This is a genomic window from Legionella sainthelensi (assembly GCF_900637685.1).
GTDB lineage: Bacteria > Pseudomonadota > Gammaproteobacteria > Legionellales > Legionellaceae > Legionella > Legionella sainthelensi.
This window is the reverse complement of record NZ_LR134388.1, coordinates 837,027-854,388: the sequence shown is the minus strand read 5'-3', so window position 1 is coordinate 854,388 and position 17,362 is coordinate 837,027. Positions and strand designations below refer to the sequence as shown.

Genomic DNA, 17,362 nt, shown 5'->3' with positions numbered 1-17,362 from the left:
TCCAAATCTGAATCGCTAACAGACTTTAGTCTGTTAATCGTTGGTTTCTACTCAGGATCAGGTCTTATGCTTTGCGAGAATATAAATATTGATTCAAAATAAAATACTTGGATCTACTAAGCAGTTCTTTACCCAAAGTACTTTGTGCCTGGATTTATCGCCACGCTTTAAAATAACTTGGCTTGATGGTACTTTAAATATTTGAGCAACATATTTTAATAATTCTTTATTAGCACGACCTTCAATTGGCGGAGTATTTAAGCGAATTTTAAGCGCTCCTTCATATATACCCACAATCTCTGTTTTTTGGCTCCAGGCTGAACATATAAATGCAAAATTAAATGTTCAGCTTCTCGTTTATACCACACAAATCCATGCTCATTGACGTTTTAACCTATTAAATAATGTATCATAAAGTGACAAATCATGAACAGAACAATTAATGACGAATATTTTTAGGAAGGTAATCCATGACACAATAACTCAAACATTTTGTGTTGATAATTTCAAGATTACGGAAATATGTAATTTCTTTTAAATAAAAATCGAAATGTTCTTGCATCGCTTCAAAATATCCCTTGATAACAACAGAGTAGCGCATTTTAGCTGCATGATGTATTTCAAGTACTTTAGAATATAATGAGATAATTTCCTGAGCAAATTCTGCATGCGCCATTTGAGCTCTATCAAAACAATTCACTTCCAGAAGCTTATATTTAAGTTTGTTGATTCGGACGATCATATTAAAAATATGATCAGAAATTTTTTCGGTTTGATTTTTATAATCCAAACCTAATAGAGTAGGAATAGAATAAATCGTATCGCGTATGTCATTTAAATCAGCAATATAGTTTCCCAATATTTTATTTTTATTCATGTCTATAAAGTTTGCCTGCAATTCTACCAAAGACAAAACAATACGTTTATAAGATTGTAGGTCTTTTTGAGCATGTTCGGAAAGAGCAAAATTATTGTTGGCTTTTAAATGTTCTATGTGTCCCATCACCATAAAACATGCATTTTTGATGTCTTCAAAAGTTAATAAGTCAAGCTCATTAGTCTCGATTTTTTCACCAATTTGCTCAATGACTTTTATCACATCATGAGATAACATTTTCAGTCCAAAATTTGATATCTCTTAATGTTGATTATAGTTTAGTATTGAACAATCTGTAGCTTATAAAACTCAACGCACTGGAGAAAAGTCAGTTTTGTTTATGGCGGTTTCTAAAGGCCACTATATGTGGCCCTATCTTTTGTCTTTATGCTAAATAGGTGAGATTAAATAAAACACCATTGGTGTAAAAATGATTAAGAGATAGGCCTGAGTTTAAGGTTTGACCTTCAGCACGACCTAACCTGCTTTTACCCCAATCAGCAAATTCATACCCAACTCCTACCTGCCAATGCTCATTCAGTGCTTTTTGCAAGCCAGCTCCCACTGTATAGGTAAAGCTTGTTTCAGTATGTGATGCAAAATTAGGGGTAGGCAGTGCTTCAAAAATGATAGGCGTATTATTAAATCCATGGGCATCATTAAAACCAACTCCGATGCTACCACTCACCCAAGGCATAGCCACAAGGCCCATTTCCGCCAATAATTTTGCTTTTACAGCAACATGAGTATGTTGTAACTTATAACTATAGATAAAATTGTCAAACTCTGGATCAGCATCATCCCAAATACTTCCATTCAATGAAGTATTGTTCGTGAAGCCAACGGCAACACCCAGTTGACCTTGAAGTGTTTGCGACAAGGTCTTTTGAATACCTAAAAAAACTTCTCCATCAAAAATAGCGTCATTAGATTCTTCCATTGTATATGTCTTGACAATATCTGGAGCTAACTCAATGGTCTGGGTTTCTGCACTCGCTCCCCATACAGGACCAGCGCTAAAGGTGCCTACCCAAGTCCAATCAGGTTTCGTTGGTCCCATTGTTCCTGCCTGGGCACTACCTATTAAAAAGCTCGTTGACAAAAACAACAAGCCCACCATTTTTTTCATGAAAAAACTCCTTTTCAATATCATTATCACCGCATATTAACAGACTCTATTAAAAAAAACCTCAATATTTGGAAACAGATTTTAAAAATTTTGCGAATTTAAATTCGATCTTATTTTTTATATTTTCGTTTTCATCCGTTCCTGCAATAATGGAAAAATTTTTTTATTATCAAACGACTATGGTCAAAAAATATCTAATACAGCATTTAAAAGCTGCCGTGTATATGCCTCTTTAGGATGTTGTAAAATAGTTGCACAAGGACCAAATTCGATCCCGACTCCATCTTTCATAACCAACACGTCATCGGCAATATAAGAAACGACCCCCATGTTATGAGTAATGAACAAATAGGAGACTCTTGTTTCTTGCTGTAATTCTTTTAATAAATTAAGGATTTGCGCCTGAACAGAAACATCTAAAGCACTAGTAGGCTCATCACAGATTAAGATGTCCGGCTCGGTGGCCAACGCCCTGGCAATACAAATTCTTTGTCTTTGCCCACCTGAGAATTGATGCGGATATCGCTGTAAACTGGTACTTGGCAAGTTAACATGATTTAATAGTTCTTTTTGTTTTTTGTGAATGAATGAATGTGCCATCCCTTGAGCATACATCCCTTCAGCAAGGATTTCCCCAACCGTCATACGCGGATTCATAGAAGAATAAGGATCCTGAAAAATAATTTGAACTTTTTTTCTATATTCTCTTAACGCTCGCCCCCTTAGCTTTAATACATTCTGACCTTTATACTGTATTTCTCCACCAACAACAGGTAGTAGACGCAATAAAGCGCGGCTGGTTGTTGTTTTGCCACAACCTGACTCGCCCACCAATGCTAAAGTTTTTCCTTGGTGCAACCGAAATGAAAGACCATCAACTGCTTTTAAGCACTCTTTATGACGACTAAATATCTTTTTTTTCTGAACAAAAGCAATAGATAAGTTCGTGACATGTAAAATAGTATTCATTTCACTATTAGTTGGGCTCCATTCTACTTTATTTTTTTCTAAAGGAGGTAATTCACTCAGCTCAGGATATAAATGACACCGCACAAGTTGCCCCTTTAAATCTTGTAATTGCGGCTGCTCCAATTGACATCGTGGAAAAGCATAAATACAACGAGGATGAAATCGGCAACCCGAAGGCATTTCATCCAAAGTAGGAACACATCCAGAAATGACAGACAAACGCTCTTCTCGTTTTGCAAAAGAAGGCACGGAATCTAGCAACTGCTGAACATAAGGATGTTGCGTCTGTCGTGAAAAAAATTCCTCTATGGGCGATTGGGCTACTATTTGACCTGCATACATCACACTCACATGAGTGGCCATTGCTTTTACTACACCTAAATCATGAGTGATCAATAGCATGCCCATCTTGCGAGTATTTTGTATTTTTTTTAATAAGTTAAGTATTTGTGCTTGAACCGTCACGTCTAAAGCTGTTGTTGGTTCATCTGCAATTAAAATATCTGGCTTACATGCTAAGGCCATTGCAATGACTACCCGTTGCTTCTGTCCCCCTGATAACTGATGCGGATATTGGTGAATTTTGATTTGAGGATGAGGCATTTCTACTTCGTGAAGGAGGGATAATAACGATTTTTCTAGTTCTTGAGAGGTAAGTGAATGGTGTTTGGTTAAAACTTCTCCTAACTGCTCCCCTATAGTCATTACTGGATTTAATGCCGTCATTGGCTCTTGAAAAATCATTGCAATCTTGCGGCCTCTTAATTGCCTCATCATGTATTCCGATAAATCAAGAATATCTTGTCCATCCACATAAATTTGACTTTCTATTCCATAGGCACCTGATTTAGGTAGTAAACGCATTAATGCCAGGGAAGTCAGGGACTTGCCACAACCCGATTCACCCAATAAAGCCAAGGTTTCACCTGGATGTAAATTAAAATTGAGTTGATCTAATGCTGGAACTATCTTTCGATGATCTTGAAATACTACCGATAATTGATGAATTTCGACACTCTTTTTTTGCATATTTCTTCTGATAATGCCTCGTTTTCTACTTGCCAAAAAAAGCTTCTTTAATATAGATTTACAAAGGAATATTCAACTACTGTAGCATAATATGTGGTAAAATAAACCTTAACTATTCACCTCAATTTTGATTATATTTTCATTGAAGCTGTGCTGAATTGTTACAATAGACTTAACTTATATTTGAGATATGCCCATGTCAGAAAACTACACTGCCCAAGCAATTGAAGTCTTAAGTGGACTTGAGCCCGTTCAGCGTCGTCCCGGTATGTATACCGATACGACTCGTCCAAATCATTTGGCTCAGGAAGTCATTGATAACAGCGTGGATGAGGTGTTAGCCGGTTTTGCCAGCCATATTCGCGTCACACTCCATGATGATGGCTCTATTGAAGTCGAAGATGATGGGCGCGGTATGCCTGTTGATTTACATCCACAATTAGGATTAAGTGGCGTCGAGGTCATCATGACCCGCCTGCATGCGGGCGGTAAATTTTCCGATAAAAACTATAGCTTTTCTGGTGGATTACATGGAGTCGGGGTCTCTGTTGTTAACGCACTTTCCGAACGCCTCGATGTGACCATCAAGCGCAATGGACTTGTTTATCAAATGTCGTTCGCTAATGGCGATAAATTATGTGAATTAAATGAAGTAGGCCTAACAAAAAAAAGAGATACTGGAACTACTATTCGTTTTTGGCCTAATTCCAAGTATTTTGATACGACCCGTATTTCAATCAAACATTTAATGCATGTACTTAGAGCAAAAGCAGTACTTTGTACTGGCTTATCCATGACTTTTATCAATAAAGTAAACAACGAGGAAATGCACTGGTGCTATGAAAAAGGTCTTATTGATTATTTAAATCAATCGTTACCTGATGGAGATTACTTACCTGAAGAGCCGTTTACTGGAGAGTTTAAAAGCGATGAGGCAACCGTTGACTGGGCCTTAGTTTGGTCAAATACAGCAAACACAGGCTTTAGTGAAAGTTATGTGAATTTAATTCCAACTGTCCAGGGCGGCACCCATGTAAATGGTTTACGCTCAGGTTTGTTTGATGCGATGGCTGAGTTTTGCGAATTAAGAAATTTGCTTCCCCGTGGCGTAAAACTCACTGCAGATGATCTGTGGGAGCCTTGTCAATACGTGTTATCTGTTAAAATGAAAGAGCCACAATTTGCAGGACAAACTAAAGAACGTTTGAGTTCTCGCCAAATTTCAGCTTTTGTCAGTAATGTAGTCAAAGATGCTTTTGCGCTGTGGTTAAATCAACATCGTAATCAGGGTGAAGCAATTGCTGCATTAACAATAGAGAGGGCACAAAAACGTTTAAAGCAAGCAAAACAGGTAGCTCGAAAACGAGTAAGCCAGGGACCTGCCCTACCTGGTAAATTGGCTGACTGTTTGCAAACTGATCTTAGCCAAGCCGAGCTGTTTTTAGTCGAAGGAGACTCCGCGGGCGGTTCGGCAAAACAAGCACGTAATAAGGACTTCCAAGCAATTTTACCTTTGCGAGGAAAAATTCTTAATACCTGGGAAGTAGATTCCTCTCAAGTTTTAGCCTCCCAAGAAATTCATGATATTTCCGTCGCTATAGGAGTAGATCCTGGTTCTGACGATCTCAGCGGGCTTCGTTATGGTAAATTATGCATTCTTGCGGATGCCGACTCAGATGGAGCACATATCGCAACATTAATTTGTGCTTTATTTTTACGTCATTTTAAACCCCTTGTCCAAGCAGGACATGTATTTGTTGCGATGCCCCCCCTTTATCGAATTGATGCAGGAAAAGAAGTTTATTACGCGCTAGATGATGAAGAAAAAAATCGTATTCTTAACCACCTAACCCAAACAAATCGCGCTAAAGCTAATGTTCAACGCTTTAAAGGGTTAGGAGAGATGAATCCGATACAATTACGTGAAACGACTATGGATCCGAACACACGGCGATTGGTTCAACTCACTCTAGGTGACCAAGGAGATGCCGAAGCGATTATGGATATGATGCTCAATAAAAAAAGAGCGAGTGATCGAAAAGTCTGGTTGGAAACGAAAGGGAATTTAGCAGAAATTTAGTTCTTCAATTTTAAAATTTTAATATTCAGCCCAGAATATTGCTGGGCTGAATATGCCAACTATTTAAAAAAGTATTTCCAGTTTTTTTCCGTTCGAAGTGATAGGCTTTTTTTATCTCTTAGGAGAGATAAAACTTTCTGACACTTTCTGCTGTTACTCTGTAATCGATAATTGCGATTAGAGAAGTCGAGATATTAATTCGCTCAATCCAGGCTATATCTTATACATAAACAGTTACCAGCCAGAACGATGGGGACATAGACAGGATCTAATAAAATTCTTATTCAAAATTCACATTAGCCTCATGTTAGTGTTCTCATGAGGAAATTATGAAACCTATTGAGGATATTAGAAATGAATTAAACGAATTATTTAAGCACAAAAAACGATTATAAATTTAAATCTCCAGAGCAAAAAACAGAATCTGATGAATATATATTATCTTTTGACACAGTAACTAACGAAGAAATAGATAGAGATAATAACACTTTTTATTATATCCTCTTTGCAGAGGAAATCAGTTATGAAATTTAAATATCCTTGAGATATTTGCATATTACAAGTATCCCTGGATTATCTGTAGCCTACACTCCGGGTCCCCCCTTCGAACTTTACCAGCAACTAAGGATAATATCGAAGCTCAATCTTATTATTCTCTGGGTCTAAAATATAAATAGAGATCCCAGATCCATGAGCTCCCCAGCGTTCTATAGGTCCCTCTTCAATGGGAATATTATGCGAAGTAATTCGTTTCTGTAATTCCTCCCATTCCTTTTTGTCCATAGAAAGACAGAAATGGTTTAAAGTATTCATATGCGACTGGTCTTTTTTCTCTCTAGACTTCATATCGATTAGAAATAAATCAACAATCGTATCAGCGTTAATTCGAACCGACGGAAAAGGCGTCTGCCCCGCACGAAACTCCTGAACCCGCTCGGAGGATAATCCCAGTACATCCACATAAAATCGCAACATGGCATCAATATTTCTTACATTTAACACAATATGATCCATAATTTTAGGCATTATTTTCCTTAATATAAAAAATTGTTCGCAGATAGATTACTTACTACTAAAAAATAAAGATATAGGAATCTTCTAGGTTATATGCCGAATAAGGGCATTTAATTTATCTTGCAATCCAGGTTTAGACGCTGCTGTCATTTTCATAAGTGAATTGCTCTTTTCAATCACAATAAGAATCATAAAAATCACAATAAGAGAAAGTATTTATCACATACCAACCTTCGAATGATGCTTGATAGTAAGCTTGCAGAAATATATGGAGTTGAAACAAGTGTGCCCGAAGCAGAATTTACTTTGATGGTTTAACTTTTGGTTATATCTTATTAAGTTATTTTTTTAAATAAATTTTCATCTAATTCATCTGAGATCAATCTATGACCATAAAATGGATACCGGATAACCAAATTGGTGAAGTGCAAAAAGATGGCTCCTTTACTCGCGCAGCTTCATATGGAGTAAGCATGATTAATGCTTACTTTTTTGATGAACTATCAAAACTTGGCGCGACCAATCAAGAAAAAAAATCTATTGGAAATTATTGAGACCGAATCCAAACTAGTACCTTCTTTGAAAGCTTTAGACATCATCGGTTTTTTCTCCCCTAAGGAGTGGTTGTAAAGCGATAACCAAGGGCGAATAATGATTATTTTGCTTTATTTTACGCAACAACCAGAAGCCGTTACCCCAGAAACTGTGAAACAATTAAAAGAAAAATCTGCTAATTTGGTGCCCCATTTGCAGAAAATGATTGATAAAATTTTAAATAGGTCTGCATCATGAAAAATCCCACTATTGCAATTGATCCAGACAAGCTAATCCCTGACAACAAACAAGGCATGATTACTGAAAATGGAACATTTTATCGTAAAGGAACATCACTAGCGACATTTGATAACGCAAAAAAATATCAAGCATTAATTGATAACGGTGTGAATGATGCCAATCATCCTGAAATTCAGAACACTATAAATGATCAACGATTTATTACCAATATGATGGCAGTAGGATTATATTTTTCTTTTTTTCCAGAAGCAGATTGGTTTGCTGATGAGCAACAAGAGGGTAGGATGATGCCTGCTTTGCTGATGCTACAGCAATACCCTAATAAACTTTCCCATGAATTACAACAACGCTTACTCTAATTAAAAACTAAGCTTAATCCCATTACCCGAGCTTTAATTGAAGAAACCTTGGATTATCATAAAAAATACATGGCACGACTCGGAGAAACAAAAAAATATTTATCTCATTTATTGATACAGTACATGCACAGCATGGCAAACCAAAATATTAGTGATATTGATGCACTCTGGCTAGATACACCAGAAAGTTGTTTCATTACCCCTTACGCTGATTAGCCTATCAAAGGCAAGAGTAACATTATAAATTTCATTAAAAACCATGTTGATCAAGTAATTTATCCAATTTCTAATGTGGATATTGAGATAGATTTAATAAAAGGCATTACTCATTTATACGCATTAAAGACTTTAAAAACTGAATCAAAAGAAAATCATATATCTAAAGAAAAACCTGCTTCGACTCAAGCCATAATAAATGTAGAATTTGTGCGTTTAGATGTCCCTTCCTGTCAGCCTATCTTAAAAGGGTTTGACGATTGGCGATTAGGCAATTGGAAAATTTACAATTGGACCGAAGTGTTTCCTTGCTCTAAATTTTAAGGATTTTATTCATGCTAAAAAACTCTTTTAAAATGCTTGGTCTTATTTTGCTCATATCTACTCGTTCATCCTTCGCTGCTTTATATCTAGAAACGCCCTTTCAAAAAGATTTATTGACTGATAGTAAGATGCATCTTTATCTCTGTGGGACTGGCGATCCAGAGGTAACGATGCAAAATATTCGTAAACCTGCCTGTCTTGCTATAATTGCCGATAAACAATTCATGCTCTTTGATGCAGGTGAAGGAACATCACAAACTTTAGCATCGATGGGTTTACCTTATGCTGCGATTCATAATGTGTTTATCACTCATTGGCATTCAGATCATTTCAGTGGCTTAGGGCAGGTAATTAATGCCTCTTGGAATAATGGACGAAATCAACCTATCAATGTCTATGGGCCCTATGGAGTAAAACAAGTAATAAAAGGATTAGCAAAAGCCTATCAACTGGATGTCATTTTCCGTGCCTCCAACAGCCAGGGGCGATTAGATCCGCAATTAGGATTTGGGATAGCTAAATTAGTGGATGCAGTAAAACATGATCACACCATTTATGATACTCCAAACATTAAAATTACTGCGTTTCCCGTTTCTCATGAACCTGTCTATCCAGCGTTGGGGTATGTTATACACTACAAAGGATGCAAAATAGTCATCAGTGGCGATACCAAAGTTAACCCTGCATTAGCCACTCACGCTAAGGATGCTGATATTTTAATTAATGAAGTGCTTAGTAACCCGTTAAACCAGGGGATATATCAAAAAGCCATAGCAAAAGTTGATAAACTGAATGCAGCATTTTCGTTAGAAACCAAGAACTATCATTCTGACTCATTAAAACTTGCGAAAATGGCGCAACAAGCCAGAGTAAAACATTTGGTTTTGACTCATTTTGTGCCTGCAATTCCAACCACATCAGATGCACAACAGGCTTTTGTCAAAGGAATGAGTAAATATTATACGGGGAAAATGACTATTAGCGCAGATAAAGATGAAATTATTATTGAATCAACAGAAACAACCTGTCAAATTCAATATAAACCAGCACCGCAACCCACGATCCCTGCATATAAAATTAATTAACTATTCTTAAGGGTCGTACCCATCGTATTTAACCTAATGAAGAGGAGTAACTATGAATGGTTTTTCTCAAGAAACATTTCCTAATGTGAATACCAATAATTATGAGCACATCAGGGATACCATAAAAACAGGAGACCTTTTATTTGCTTCAGGAAACTCATTGATGTCTTCGATGATTAAAGGAGCAACAAATAGTGTTTGGAGTCATGTTGCATTTATTGTTCGGCTGGAAGCAATTGACCGAATCATGATCATGGAAAGTGTTGAAACTGTAGGAGTCCGCACTGTTGCATTAAGCAATTATGTACGCAATTATAATGGCAGTGGACAAGGATATCCTGGAAAAATAATGATTGCCCGGTATCAGGATTTTCCAATTAATTCCTTTGCAAATCTTTCAAAACAGGCAGTTGATCTGCTGGGGTATCCCTACAATACAGAAGAAATTCTAAGAATTGCTGCACGCATAGGAATGAATGCTTTTGGTTTTGATAAAACAAGCCCCGAAGTCATTTCTTCCCATGCATTTATCTGTTCTGAATATGTATATACTTGCTATAAGTCTGTTGGAATTACTATAGATTATAACCAAGAGGGATTTATTGCTCCTGCAGACTTTGCCCGCTCGCCTAAAATTAATCCAATATGTTTTATTGCAACAGAATGATGCAATAAAACCATGGGCAAGGTGGCAATGGACCTTTGCTACTCATGCCCGGAAGCTTCCCCAATTTTTTTGTAATCGTGCTCCCCAAAAATAGCAGAAGCAAATGCATAATATTTAAACTCGAGCAAATTATTGCTAGGGTCCTTCAAGAAAAAAGATTGATGCTCAATTCGAGTATCTTTAAATCGTGTTTTAGGTGAAATTTCAAAAGGAATGTGTTGCATTTTAATTCTTGTGATAAAGCCATCAAAATGATCTCGCTCAAGAAAAATTAAACCAAAATGCCTTGGATAGATTCCTTCTTGAGACGGAAGAGTTAGATCTACTTTATGAGCCACAATTTGATGGCTACCGAAATTTAAAATCAATGCATTTTCGGATTCTCGTCCTAAAGAAAACCCTAATTTATAATGATAAAACTCTTTAGCTAAAGCTAAATCATGCACTGGAAATGCAAGATGAAATAATGTATTCATGAATTTGATTTCTTAGTTACTTTCTTGATTTCAGCATTTTTATCCATTTCCTTAGGTAGACGATTCCTCTTAGTATACCTATTTCCTGGATTTCCTGAGTCACTTTGTCTATGTTTAGGATTAATGGAACTATGAGATGAATTGTTCTTTTGCGTCATTTCATGCTCCCTGTAATGAATATTCTATAAGGATAGCAAAAGAAGAGCAAATTCGCGTAAAAATATATGTTTTAAATTAACAAATAAGTATGTAAGAATACTTATTCATTATTATTTCAATTTTATATAAAATGCATTTAAATATTTTGGATTATATAATTCACATTGATGTTTATCTAAACACTCTTGTGTCAAACTATGGATTTTGGACTTATTTAGCTTTATTCGCTGTAATTTTTTGCGAAACAGGTCTAGTAATAACTCCTTTTTTACCCGGAGATTCCTTGCTTTTTGCTGCTGGAAGCATTGCTGCTCAGCCTGGCAATCCATTACATGTTTTTATTTTGTTTTTATTACTTTTCTGTGCTTCGGTATTCGGAAATCAAATCAATTTCTTAATAGGGCGTTTACTGGGACCTCGTATTTTTTCGGCTGAAAAATCTTGGCTCCTCAATAAAAAGCATTTACAAGAAACTCATACATTTTACGAAAAACATGGGGGAAAAACGATTGTTTTCGCGCGTTTTTTACCTATTATACGCACCTTTGCACCTTTTGTGGCGGGTATTGGAACAATGAGTGTTATTCGTTTTACTCTATATAATTTAATAAGCGCATTTATATGGATTGCCAGTCTCTTAAGTCTTGGTTATTTTTTGGGATCCATCCCATTAATTAAGGACAACTTCGCTCTAGTCATTTATGGGATTATTTTTATTTCGATATTACCTCCTATTGTTACATTACTGAGTCGAAAACAAACTTGATTGAGCAAAATAATCCTTAGTGGCTTGATTGGCTCATTAGATCATTTTTGAAGGATGGTTACCCGCCTGCGCGGGCATGAGAGATTTTTTTCATGGATACAGGGAAATCAGGCTTTCTTAAAGATCTTGTCCTATTATTTTTGCGGAACATACTCAAAGCCATCATTTCACTAAGAGGCTTACCCTAAGAGACACTAAAATTATTCCGGGAGCAACAACTGCGATATCATGCCGTTTTGAATCCAGCCTTTTAAATAGGAAGCGGCCTGCATTCCTACTTCCTCCGGGTTTATCCAATGGCATAAGCCCTCACACAAAGCACCAAAAGAAAGACCTTGTGATAAATTATCTAAAGCCCAAGCCTCTTCACAAGACAAGCTATAAAACTGGATAAGGTATTCAGGTTTACGCCACACAATCCATGGAGTAGACTCCGAACTTTGTTGTAGCTCAGGCAATTTTTGCTCATGAACCAAGGCTTGCCAAAGAGGAATTGTATTACAAACGTAGTTGATTCGTTGCAAAGAAGGATGCAGAATAAATTGTAATCCTGCCCATGCTTCTGGAGGAACTGAAGCCATATCTTCAACCTGCACCACGTGTGCATCCACAGCATCAAAAGCCAAACTCATTTTCCATTCAAAATCAGCCAGTTCGGCTAAATGATGGTGTTCAGGATATTGGTTTTTAATAAAATCAGGGAGCAAATCTCCATACCATCGAATAGAGCGATAAGATGAGGGATGTGTATTAATATAAAGTGTAGCAAGCTCATTAAATTGCTCTGTACCTAAATAAGAATGTAACGCAGAAAAATTAGACGACAAACATTCGATCAATCGCAGTTGATAAGCATCACGATAAATACCTAAACGGGTATCTGCTGAAACCAGTTCAGTTTGAACAATTGAATTAAAAATATCTGATTGACCTGATAATAAAAACGTTTGAAATTGCTCTTGTAAATGCAGAAGTTCTGTCATGAAAGCACCTCTTCAAGGGTTACAGATTCGGCAATTTCCCGAGCATGCTTTATTTCTGCAAGCAAATCAACTAATGGTGGCATATTGTCATCTCGCTCTATCATAGTTGAGACAGCCCCCAATCGTTTTAACGTTGCTCCATAAAGATCCCAAACAGGCTCAATTACCGGTGCATCATGGGTGTCGATAATGTAATGGCCGTGATTGGAATGACCCGCTAAATGGATTTGAGCCACCCGCTCAGCAGGCATGGCAAAAATATAATCCAGAGGATCAAACTGGTGATTTATAGAACTCACATAAACATTATTTACATCGAGCAAAATATAACAATCTGCTTTATTCACAATTTCTAGAATAAATTCCCATTCTGTCATTTCAGATTGTTTGTAAGTAAGGTAGCTGGATACATTTTCAATTAAAATGGGGCGACCTAAAAATTCCTGAACTTGATGGATGCGAGAAACAATATGATTTACTGCTTGACACGTATATGGAATAGGCAATAAATCATGAGCGTTAACTCCATTAACTCCAGTCCAACATAAATGGTCAGAAATCCAAACTGGCTCAACTCGAGAAGCTAAATTTTTTAATTGCTGTAGATAATCACGATCTAAAGGATCTGAACTACCTAATGAAAGAGAAACACCATGCATTACTATAGGGTAATGGGTGCGAATTTGATCAAGATAATAAAGTGGTTTGCCACCGGGAACGAGATAATTTTCAGTTAATATCTCAAACCAATCTAAATCAGGTTTTTGTGTCAAGATTTCTTCATAATAATCAGGTCGTAATCCCAGACCAAAACCAAGAAAAGGCATGCGTGGAGCAATTTTATTTTGTGGGGTATTCATCATTAAACCCAATAAAAAACCAGGCATGAAATATACATGCCTGGTTCATACTATTATTTATCTAATTATTGAACAACAGTACCACCTGCTTTGTCACAATCTTCTTTACTCACTTCAGATATGCCTTTTCCTTTACAAGAATTTTGGCCTTTGCATGCATTATCAGCAGTTTTGCATGAACTTTGTCCTTTGCATGCATTACCACCTTGGCATTTCACTGTGCCAGTAGACGCGTCATTAGCAAAAGCAGGGGCTAGAGCAAACATAGAAGCAGCACCAAGAGCAAGAGCAACGCCTGTTAATTGTATCTTGTTCATTATAATTAATTCCTTTTAGAGTTAGTTAATAAGCTTAAAGGCAAAATATGATTTACCCGTTAGCATTTTAGGAAGTAATATTTAATTTTGTCAAGTTTGCCTCCTTGAAAATAAAGAACCAAAATTGGTCTACATGGTTATTTTTTAACCATTGACAGTCCTGCTAACTTAACCTATAGACTATATAACATTTATAAAGTTTTTGATTTATTTCGAAATGAGCTCTTATGAATAATGAAAAAAATAACATTCTTTATGTTGACGATGAAGTGAATAATCTTACCGCTTTTGTAGCAACATTTCGTCGTCACTTCAATGTGTTTACTGCTACCTCAGGACGCGAAGGTATAAAAATTATGCGTCATAATAATATTCAAATTGTCATTACTGATCAAAGAATGCCTGAGATGACGGGAGTACAATTTTTAGAATCCATTATTCCTGAATATCCTAATACCATCCGTATGATTTTAACAGGATTTACAGATATCGAGGCGATTATAAAAGCCATAAATACTGGGAGGGTATTTCGTTATATTACAAAACCTTGGGATCCAATTGAGTTAAAAATGGATATTGATACGGGTCTAAAAATGTGGAATCTTGAAAAAGAACGAATGTCTTTAGTTGAAAAACTAAACTATGAATTATCCTATCAAAAACGGGTTATGGATCTATTTCAAAGATATGTTCCTAAAAACATAGTAGATGAAATACTGCATGACCAAGACGGAGGCTCTTTAATTCAGGGTGAATATCGTATTGTCTCTGTAATGTTTATGGATATTCGTCAATTTACCACGATCTCTGGCAAGTTAGGTCCTGTTAAGACAGTAGAAATACTTAATGCTTATTTTGAATTAATGACCGAAATAATACGAAACCATCATGGGAGCGTTAATAAATTAATTGGGGATGGAATTCTAGCTTTATTTGGAGCGCCTGTATCTCATATTGATAACCAATTAAATGCTGTCTTTGCTGGCTTAGCTATGATAGATGCATTAAAAGAATTTAACAATAAATTCCATCACGAACTTGGCCGTGACATCACTATAGGGATTGGGATAAATACAGGAGAGGTTATTGTTGGTAATGTAGGAACCAGTGACCACATGGAATATACTGCTATTGGCGATACCGTAAATACTGCCTCACGAATCGAAGAACTGACCAAACACAAACCCAATACTTTGTTGATTAGCGAAACGACTTATAAACCAATTGCTGATGAAATCATCATTGAAGAATTAGAACCTCAAGTGATTAGAGGCAAAGAAGAAAAAATTAAACTTTATAGAGTCGTCGGAAGAAAACATGGAGCATGATAAAAAAAAACTGTGGGTAATGTTCCATCAGAATGTCATTACAGCTTTTTTTTATACAATGATGGGGTTTATAAGTAATATTTGGGCTATTCCTGACGCAATGGTATCCCCTCTTTGGCTTCAAGCGGGTTTCGCTTTAGCGATGGTACTTTGGTGTGGCAATCACGTTTTTTGGGGTATCGCACTTTCATCAGCAATTCTCACCATTAAAGTAGGGGACATAATATCCTGGCAAAACTTAATTGCTGATTCAATTGTAGGCATTGGCGCTGGATTACAAGCGATTTGGGCTGCTAAGTTTATTCAATACTATACTCATACAAAAACACCTTTTTATACAGTGAGAGATATTTTAATTTTTATATTCGGAGGTGATTTTCTCTTATCATTTACGAGCTGTACTATAAGCACTATTGGTTTAGCTGTATTTGGCTTGATTACCCCGGAATTAATGATTAAAACTTGGTTTATTTGGTGGATTAGTGACTCAATTGGAATTCTTGTGGTAACCCCTCTCATTATGACGTGGTATCATAATAAATTTTATTTTAACTGGAGGTTATTTCTTGAGTTTAGCGTCTTAGTTATTTTATTAGGTTGTACAATCAGTATACTCGATAAGTTGAGTCATCCTCGTCTCGCTTTTACTTTGCTCCCATTCTGTGTTTTAGCTGCTGTACGTTTCAATACACGAGTAGCGATAATCGTGGCTTTTTTAACTTCTCTAGCTGGGATTTGGCTCGATATATTTGTTTATCAATTTGGTATCATTGATCTTTCAACACGAATATTACTGTTACAATCATTTGTTGCCATTATATTTTTTACCACATTAATACTGTCAGCAGTAATTACTGAACATAGAAAAGCACAACAAGAGCTTCAGAAAGTGAATATCGAATTAGAATCTCGTGTAAAACAACGTACTCAAGATCTAAATGAAAAAAACAGCCAGCTTAATGATGCATTAGATACTTTAAAACAAGCACAAGCTCAATTAATTCAGGCTGAAAAAATGTCTTCTCTAGGAGTACTGACCGCAGGAATCGCCCATGAAATCAATAACCCCATTAATTTTATTTCGGCAAACATTGGCCCATTAAAAAATGATCTTGAAGACATCTTTCAGTTATTAAATAAATATAGAGAAATTACTTCTGAGACTCCTATACAAGAGAAATTATTAGAAATCACAAAATATTGTCAGGGAATTGACCTCGCTTTTACTTTGAAAGAAATTCACGATCTGCTTAATGGCATTGAAGAAGGTGCTAGACGGACAGCAAATATTGTAAAAGATCTACGTACTTTTTCGCGACTTGATGAAAGTGAATTGAAATGGGTTAATATTCATGAAAACATAGATTCTACGTTAACGCTATTACACAATCTGGTTCGTGATCGTATTACTATCAATAAAAACTATGGCAATATTCCTGAGGTAGAATGTTTTCCGGGAAAAATGAATCAAGTGTTCATGAACCTTATTACAAATGCAGCACAAGCCATTTCTGATCATGGTGAAATTACCATCAGCACTCTCAAGGAGAATGACAAAATTCTAATTAGTGTACGCGATACAGGTGCTGGAATGAATAAAGAGACAATGACCCAGATCTTTGAACCTTTTTTTACCACTAAACCTATAGGAAAAGGAACAGGTTTAGGTTTATCTATTTCCTACAGCATTATTCAAGATCATCACGGGACTATTTCAGTAAACAGCGCCCCAGGAAAAGGAACTGAATTTATCATAGCCCTTCCAATAGAACATGTCGCATAATTTAACGAATAACTTTTATTGGTATGAATATTAATCAGGCTTTAAATATTAAACAACGTTCACATCCTGTACAAGCTATTCGACTATAAGCTTCATTGATTAAGTTAATCATTAAAAGTATGCCTGCTTCAAAAACAAAGTCTATA

19 protein-coding genes and 1 pseudogene are annotated in these 17,362 nt (G+C 36.2%); 10 read left to right on the top strand and 10 right to left on the bottom strand.

All coding sequences use genetic code 11. The features are described from left to right. Nucleotides 1–93 precede the first annotated feature (93 nt). From EL220_RS03785 to EL220_RS03770, 4 genes and pseudogenes are all read right to left on the bottom strand, one after another. Nucleotides 94–368 (bottom strand): annotated as a pseudogene (locus EL220_RS03785) (DUF167 domain-containing protein). Between the two features lie 71 nt (nucleotides 369–439). After that, nucleotides 440–1,114 (bottom strand): hypothetical protein, encoded by a 675-nt coding sequence (locus EL220_RS03780; RefSeq protein WP_027271057.1) that lies wholly within the window; start codon nucleotides 1,112–1,114, stop codon nucleotides 440–442. Nucleotides 1,115–1,262: 148 nt separating this feature from the next. Beyond that, complete coding sequence (locus EL220_RS03775) at nucleotides 1,263–2,006, bottom strand: outer membrane protein (RefSeq protein WP_027271058.1); 744 nt, start codon at nucleotides 2,004–2,006, stop codon at nucleotides 1,263–1,265. 183 nt (nucleotides 2,007–2,189) lie between these two features. After that, nucleotides 2,190–4,004: an ABC transporter ATP-binding protein gene (locus EL220_RS03770; protein WP_027271059.1), complete on the bottom strand. Its 1,815-nt coding sequence runs from the start codon at nucleotides 4,002–4,004 to the stop codon at nucleotides 2,190–2,192. A 196-nt stretch (nucleotides 4,005–4,200) separates the two neighbouring features. On the opposite strand from EL220_RS03770, the gene parE reads away from it, so the two are divergent. After that, complete coding sequence (gene parE, locus EL220_RS03765) at nucleotides 4,201–6,084, top strand: DNA topoisomerase IV subunit B (protein ID WP_027271060.1); 1,884 nt, start codon at nucleotides 4,201–4,203, stop codon at nucleotides 6,082–6,084. A 621-nt stretch (nucleotides 6,085–6,705) separates the two neighbouring features. Here parE and EL220_RS03755 read toward each other — a convergent pair. Beyond that, nucleotides 6,706–7,110, bottom strand: a complete 405-nt coding sequence (locus EL220_RS03755) for a VOC family protein (RefSeq protein ID WP_027271061.1) — start codon at nucleotides 7,108–7,110, stop codon at nucleotides 6,706–6,708. A 374-nt stretch (nucleotides 7,111–7,484) separates the two neighbouring features. Between EL220_RS03755 and EL220_RS18565 the strand changes: the two genes are divergently transcribed. The 6 genes from EL220_RS18565 (at nucleotide 7,485) to EL220_RS03735 (ending at nucleotide 10,544) form a co-directional block, all read left to right on the top strand. Further along, nucleotides 7,485–7,652: a hypothetical protein gene (locus EL220_RS18565; RefSeq protein ID WP_232002609.1), complete on the top strand. Its 168-nt coding sequence runs from the start codon at nucleotides 7,485–7,487 to the stop codon at nucleotides 7,650–7,652. Nucleotides 7,653–7,749: 97 nt separating this feature from the next. Then, nucleotides 7,750–7,890 (top strand): hypothetical protein, encoded by a 141-nt coding sequence (locus EL220_RS18560; RefSeq protein ID WP_232002608.1) that lies wholly within the window; start codon nucleotides 7,750–7,752, stop codon nucleotides 7,888–7,890. After that, nucleotides 7,887–8,252: a hypothetical protein gene (locus tag EL220_RS18555; protein WP_232002607.1), complete on the top strand. Its 366-nt coding sequence runs from the start codon at nucleotides 7,887–7,889 to the stop codon at nucleotides 8,250–8,252. Before EL220_RS18560 ends, EL220_RS18555 begins: the two co-directional genes overlap by 4 nt. 48 nt (nucleotides 8,253–8,300) lie before the next feature. After that, complete coding sequence (locus tag EL220_RS18550; protein ID WP_232002606.1) at nucleotides 8,301–8,468, top strand: hypothetical protein; 168 nt, start codon at nucleotides 8,301–8,303, stop codon at nucleotides 8,466–8,468. Between the two features lie 335 nt (nucleotides 8,469–8,803). After that, nucleotides 8,804–9,877 (top strand): MBL fold metallo-hydrolase, encoded by a 1,074-nt coding sequence (locus EL220_RS03740; protein WP_027271062.1) that lies wholly within the window; start codon nucleotides 8,804–8,806, stop codon nucleotides 9,875–9,877. Between the two features lie 52 nt (nucleotides 9,878–9,929). Beyond that, nucleotides 9,930–10,544: a YiiX/YebB-like N1pC/P60 family cysteine hydrolase gene (locus EL220_RS03735; protein WP_027271063.1), complete on the top strand. Its 615-nt coding sequence runs from the start codon at nucleotides 9,930–9,932 to the stop codon at nucleotides 10,542–10,544. 38 nt (nucleotides 10,545–10,582) lie between these two features. On the opposite strand, the gene EL220_RS03730 is transcribed toward EL220_RS03735, so the two are convergent. Together EL220_RS03730 and EL220_RS18125 are read right to left on the bottom strand one after the other, a co-directional pair. Beyond that, a complete protein-coding gene (locus tag EL220_RS03730; RefSeq protein WP_027271064.1) occupies nucleotides 10,583–11,020 on the bottom strand; it encodes a VOC family protein in 438 nt (145 codons plus the stop codon). Further along, nucleotides 11,017–11,178, bottom strand: coding sequence for a hypothetical protein (locus tag EL220_RS18125; RefSeq protein ID WP_155833969.1), 162 nt, complete (start codon nucleotides 11,176–11,178; stop codon nucleotides 11,017–11,019). The genes EL220_RS03730 and EL220_RS18125 overlap by 4 nt, the downstream gene beginning before the upstream one ends. A gap of 131 nt (nucleotides 11,179–11,309) precedes the next feature. On the opposite strand from EL220_RS18125, the gene EL220_RS03725 reads away from it, so the two are divergent. Further along, nucleotides 11,310–11,945, top strand: a complete 636-nt coding sequence (locus tag EL220_RS03725) for a DedA family protein (protein WP_027271065.1) — start codon at nucleotides 11,310–11,312, stop codon at nucleotides 11,943–11,945. 200 nt (nucleotides 11,946–12,145) lie between these two features. On the opposite strand, the gene EL220_RS03720 is transcribed toward EL220_RS03725, so the two are convergent. The 3 genes from EL220_RS03720 to bufA2 form a co-directional block, all read right to left on the bottom strand. After that, the gene (locus EL220_RS03720; RefSeq protein WP_027271066.1) at nucleotides 12,146–12,928 is read right to left on the bottom strand and encodes an HvfC/BufC N-terminal domain-containing protein; all 783 of its coding nucleotides are present in this window, start codon (nucleotides 12,926–12,928) and stop codon (nucleotides 12,146–12,148) included. Further along, complete coding sequence (gene bufB, locus EL220_RS03715; protein ID WP_027271067.1) at nucleotides 12,925–13,788, bottom strand: MNIO family bufferin maturase; 864 nt, start codon at nucleotides 13,786–13,788, stop codon at nucleotides 12,925–12,927. The genes EL220_RS03720 and bufB overlap by 4 nt, the downstream gene beginning before the upstream one ends. A gap of 65 nt (nucleotides 13,789–13,853) precedes the next feature. Next, nucleotides 13,854–14,105, bottom strand: coding sequence for a BufA2 family periplasmic bufferin-type metallophore (bufA2, locus tag EL220_RS03710; protein WP_027271068.1), 252 nt, complete (start codon nucleotides 14,103–14,105; stop codon nucleotides 13,854–13,856). Nucleotides 14,106–14,332: 227 nt separating this feature from the next. Between bufA2 and EL220_RS03705 the strand changes: the two genes are divergently transcribed. Together EL220_RS03705 and EL220_RS03700 are read left to right on the top strand one after the other, a co-directional pair. After that, a complete protein-coding gene (locus EL220_RS03705) occupies nucleotides 14,333–15,433 on the top strand; it encodes an adenylate/guanylate cyclase domain-containing protein (protein WP_027271069.1) in 1,101 nt (366 codons plus the stop codon). Further along, nucleotides 15,423–17,216, top strand: a complete 1,794-nt coding sequence (locus EL220_RS03700; protein WP_027271070.1) for an ATP-binding protein — start codon at nucleotides 15,423–15,425, stop codon at nucleotides 17,214–17,216. Before EL220_RS03705 ends, EL220_RS03700 begins: the two co-directional genes overlap by 11 nt. Nucleotides 17,217–17,362 lie beyond the last annotated feature (146 nt).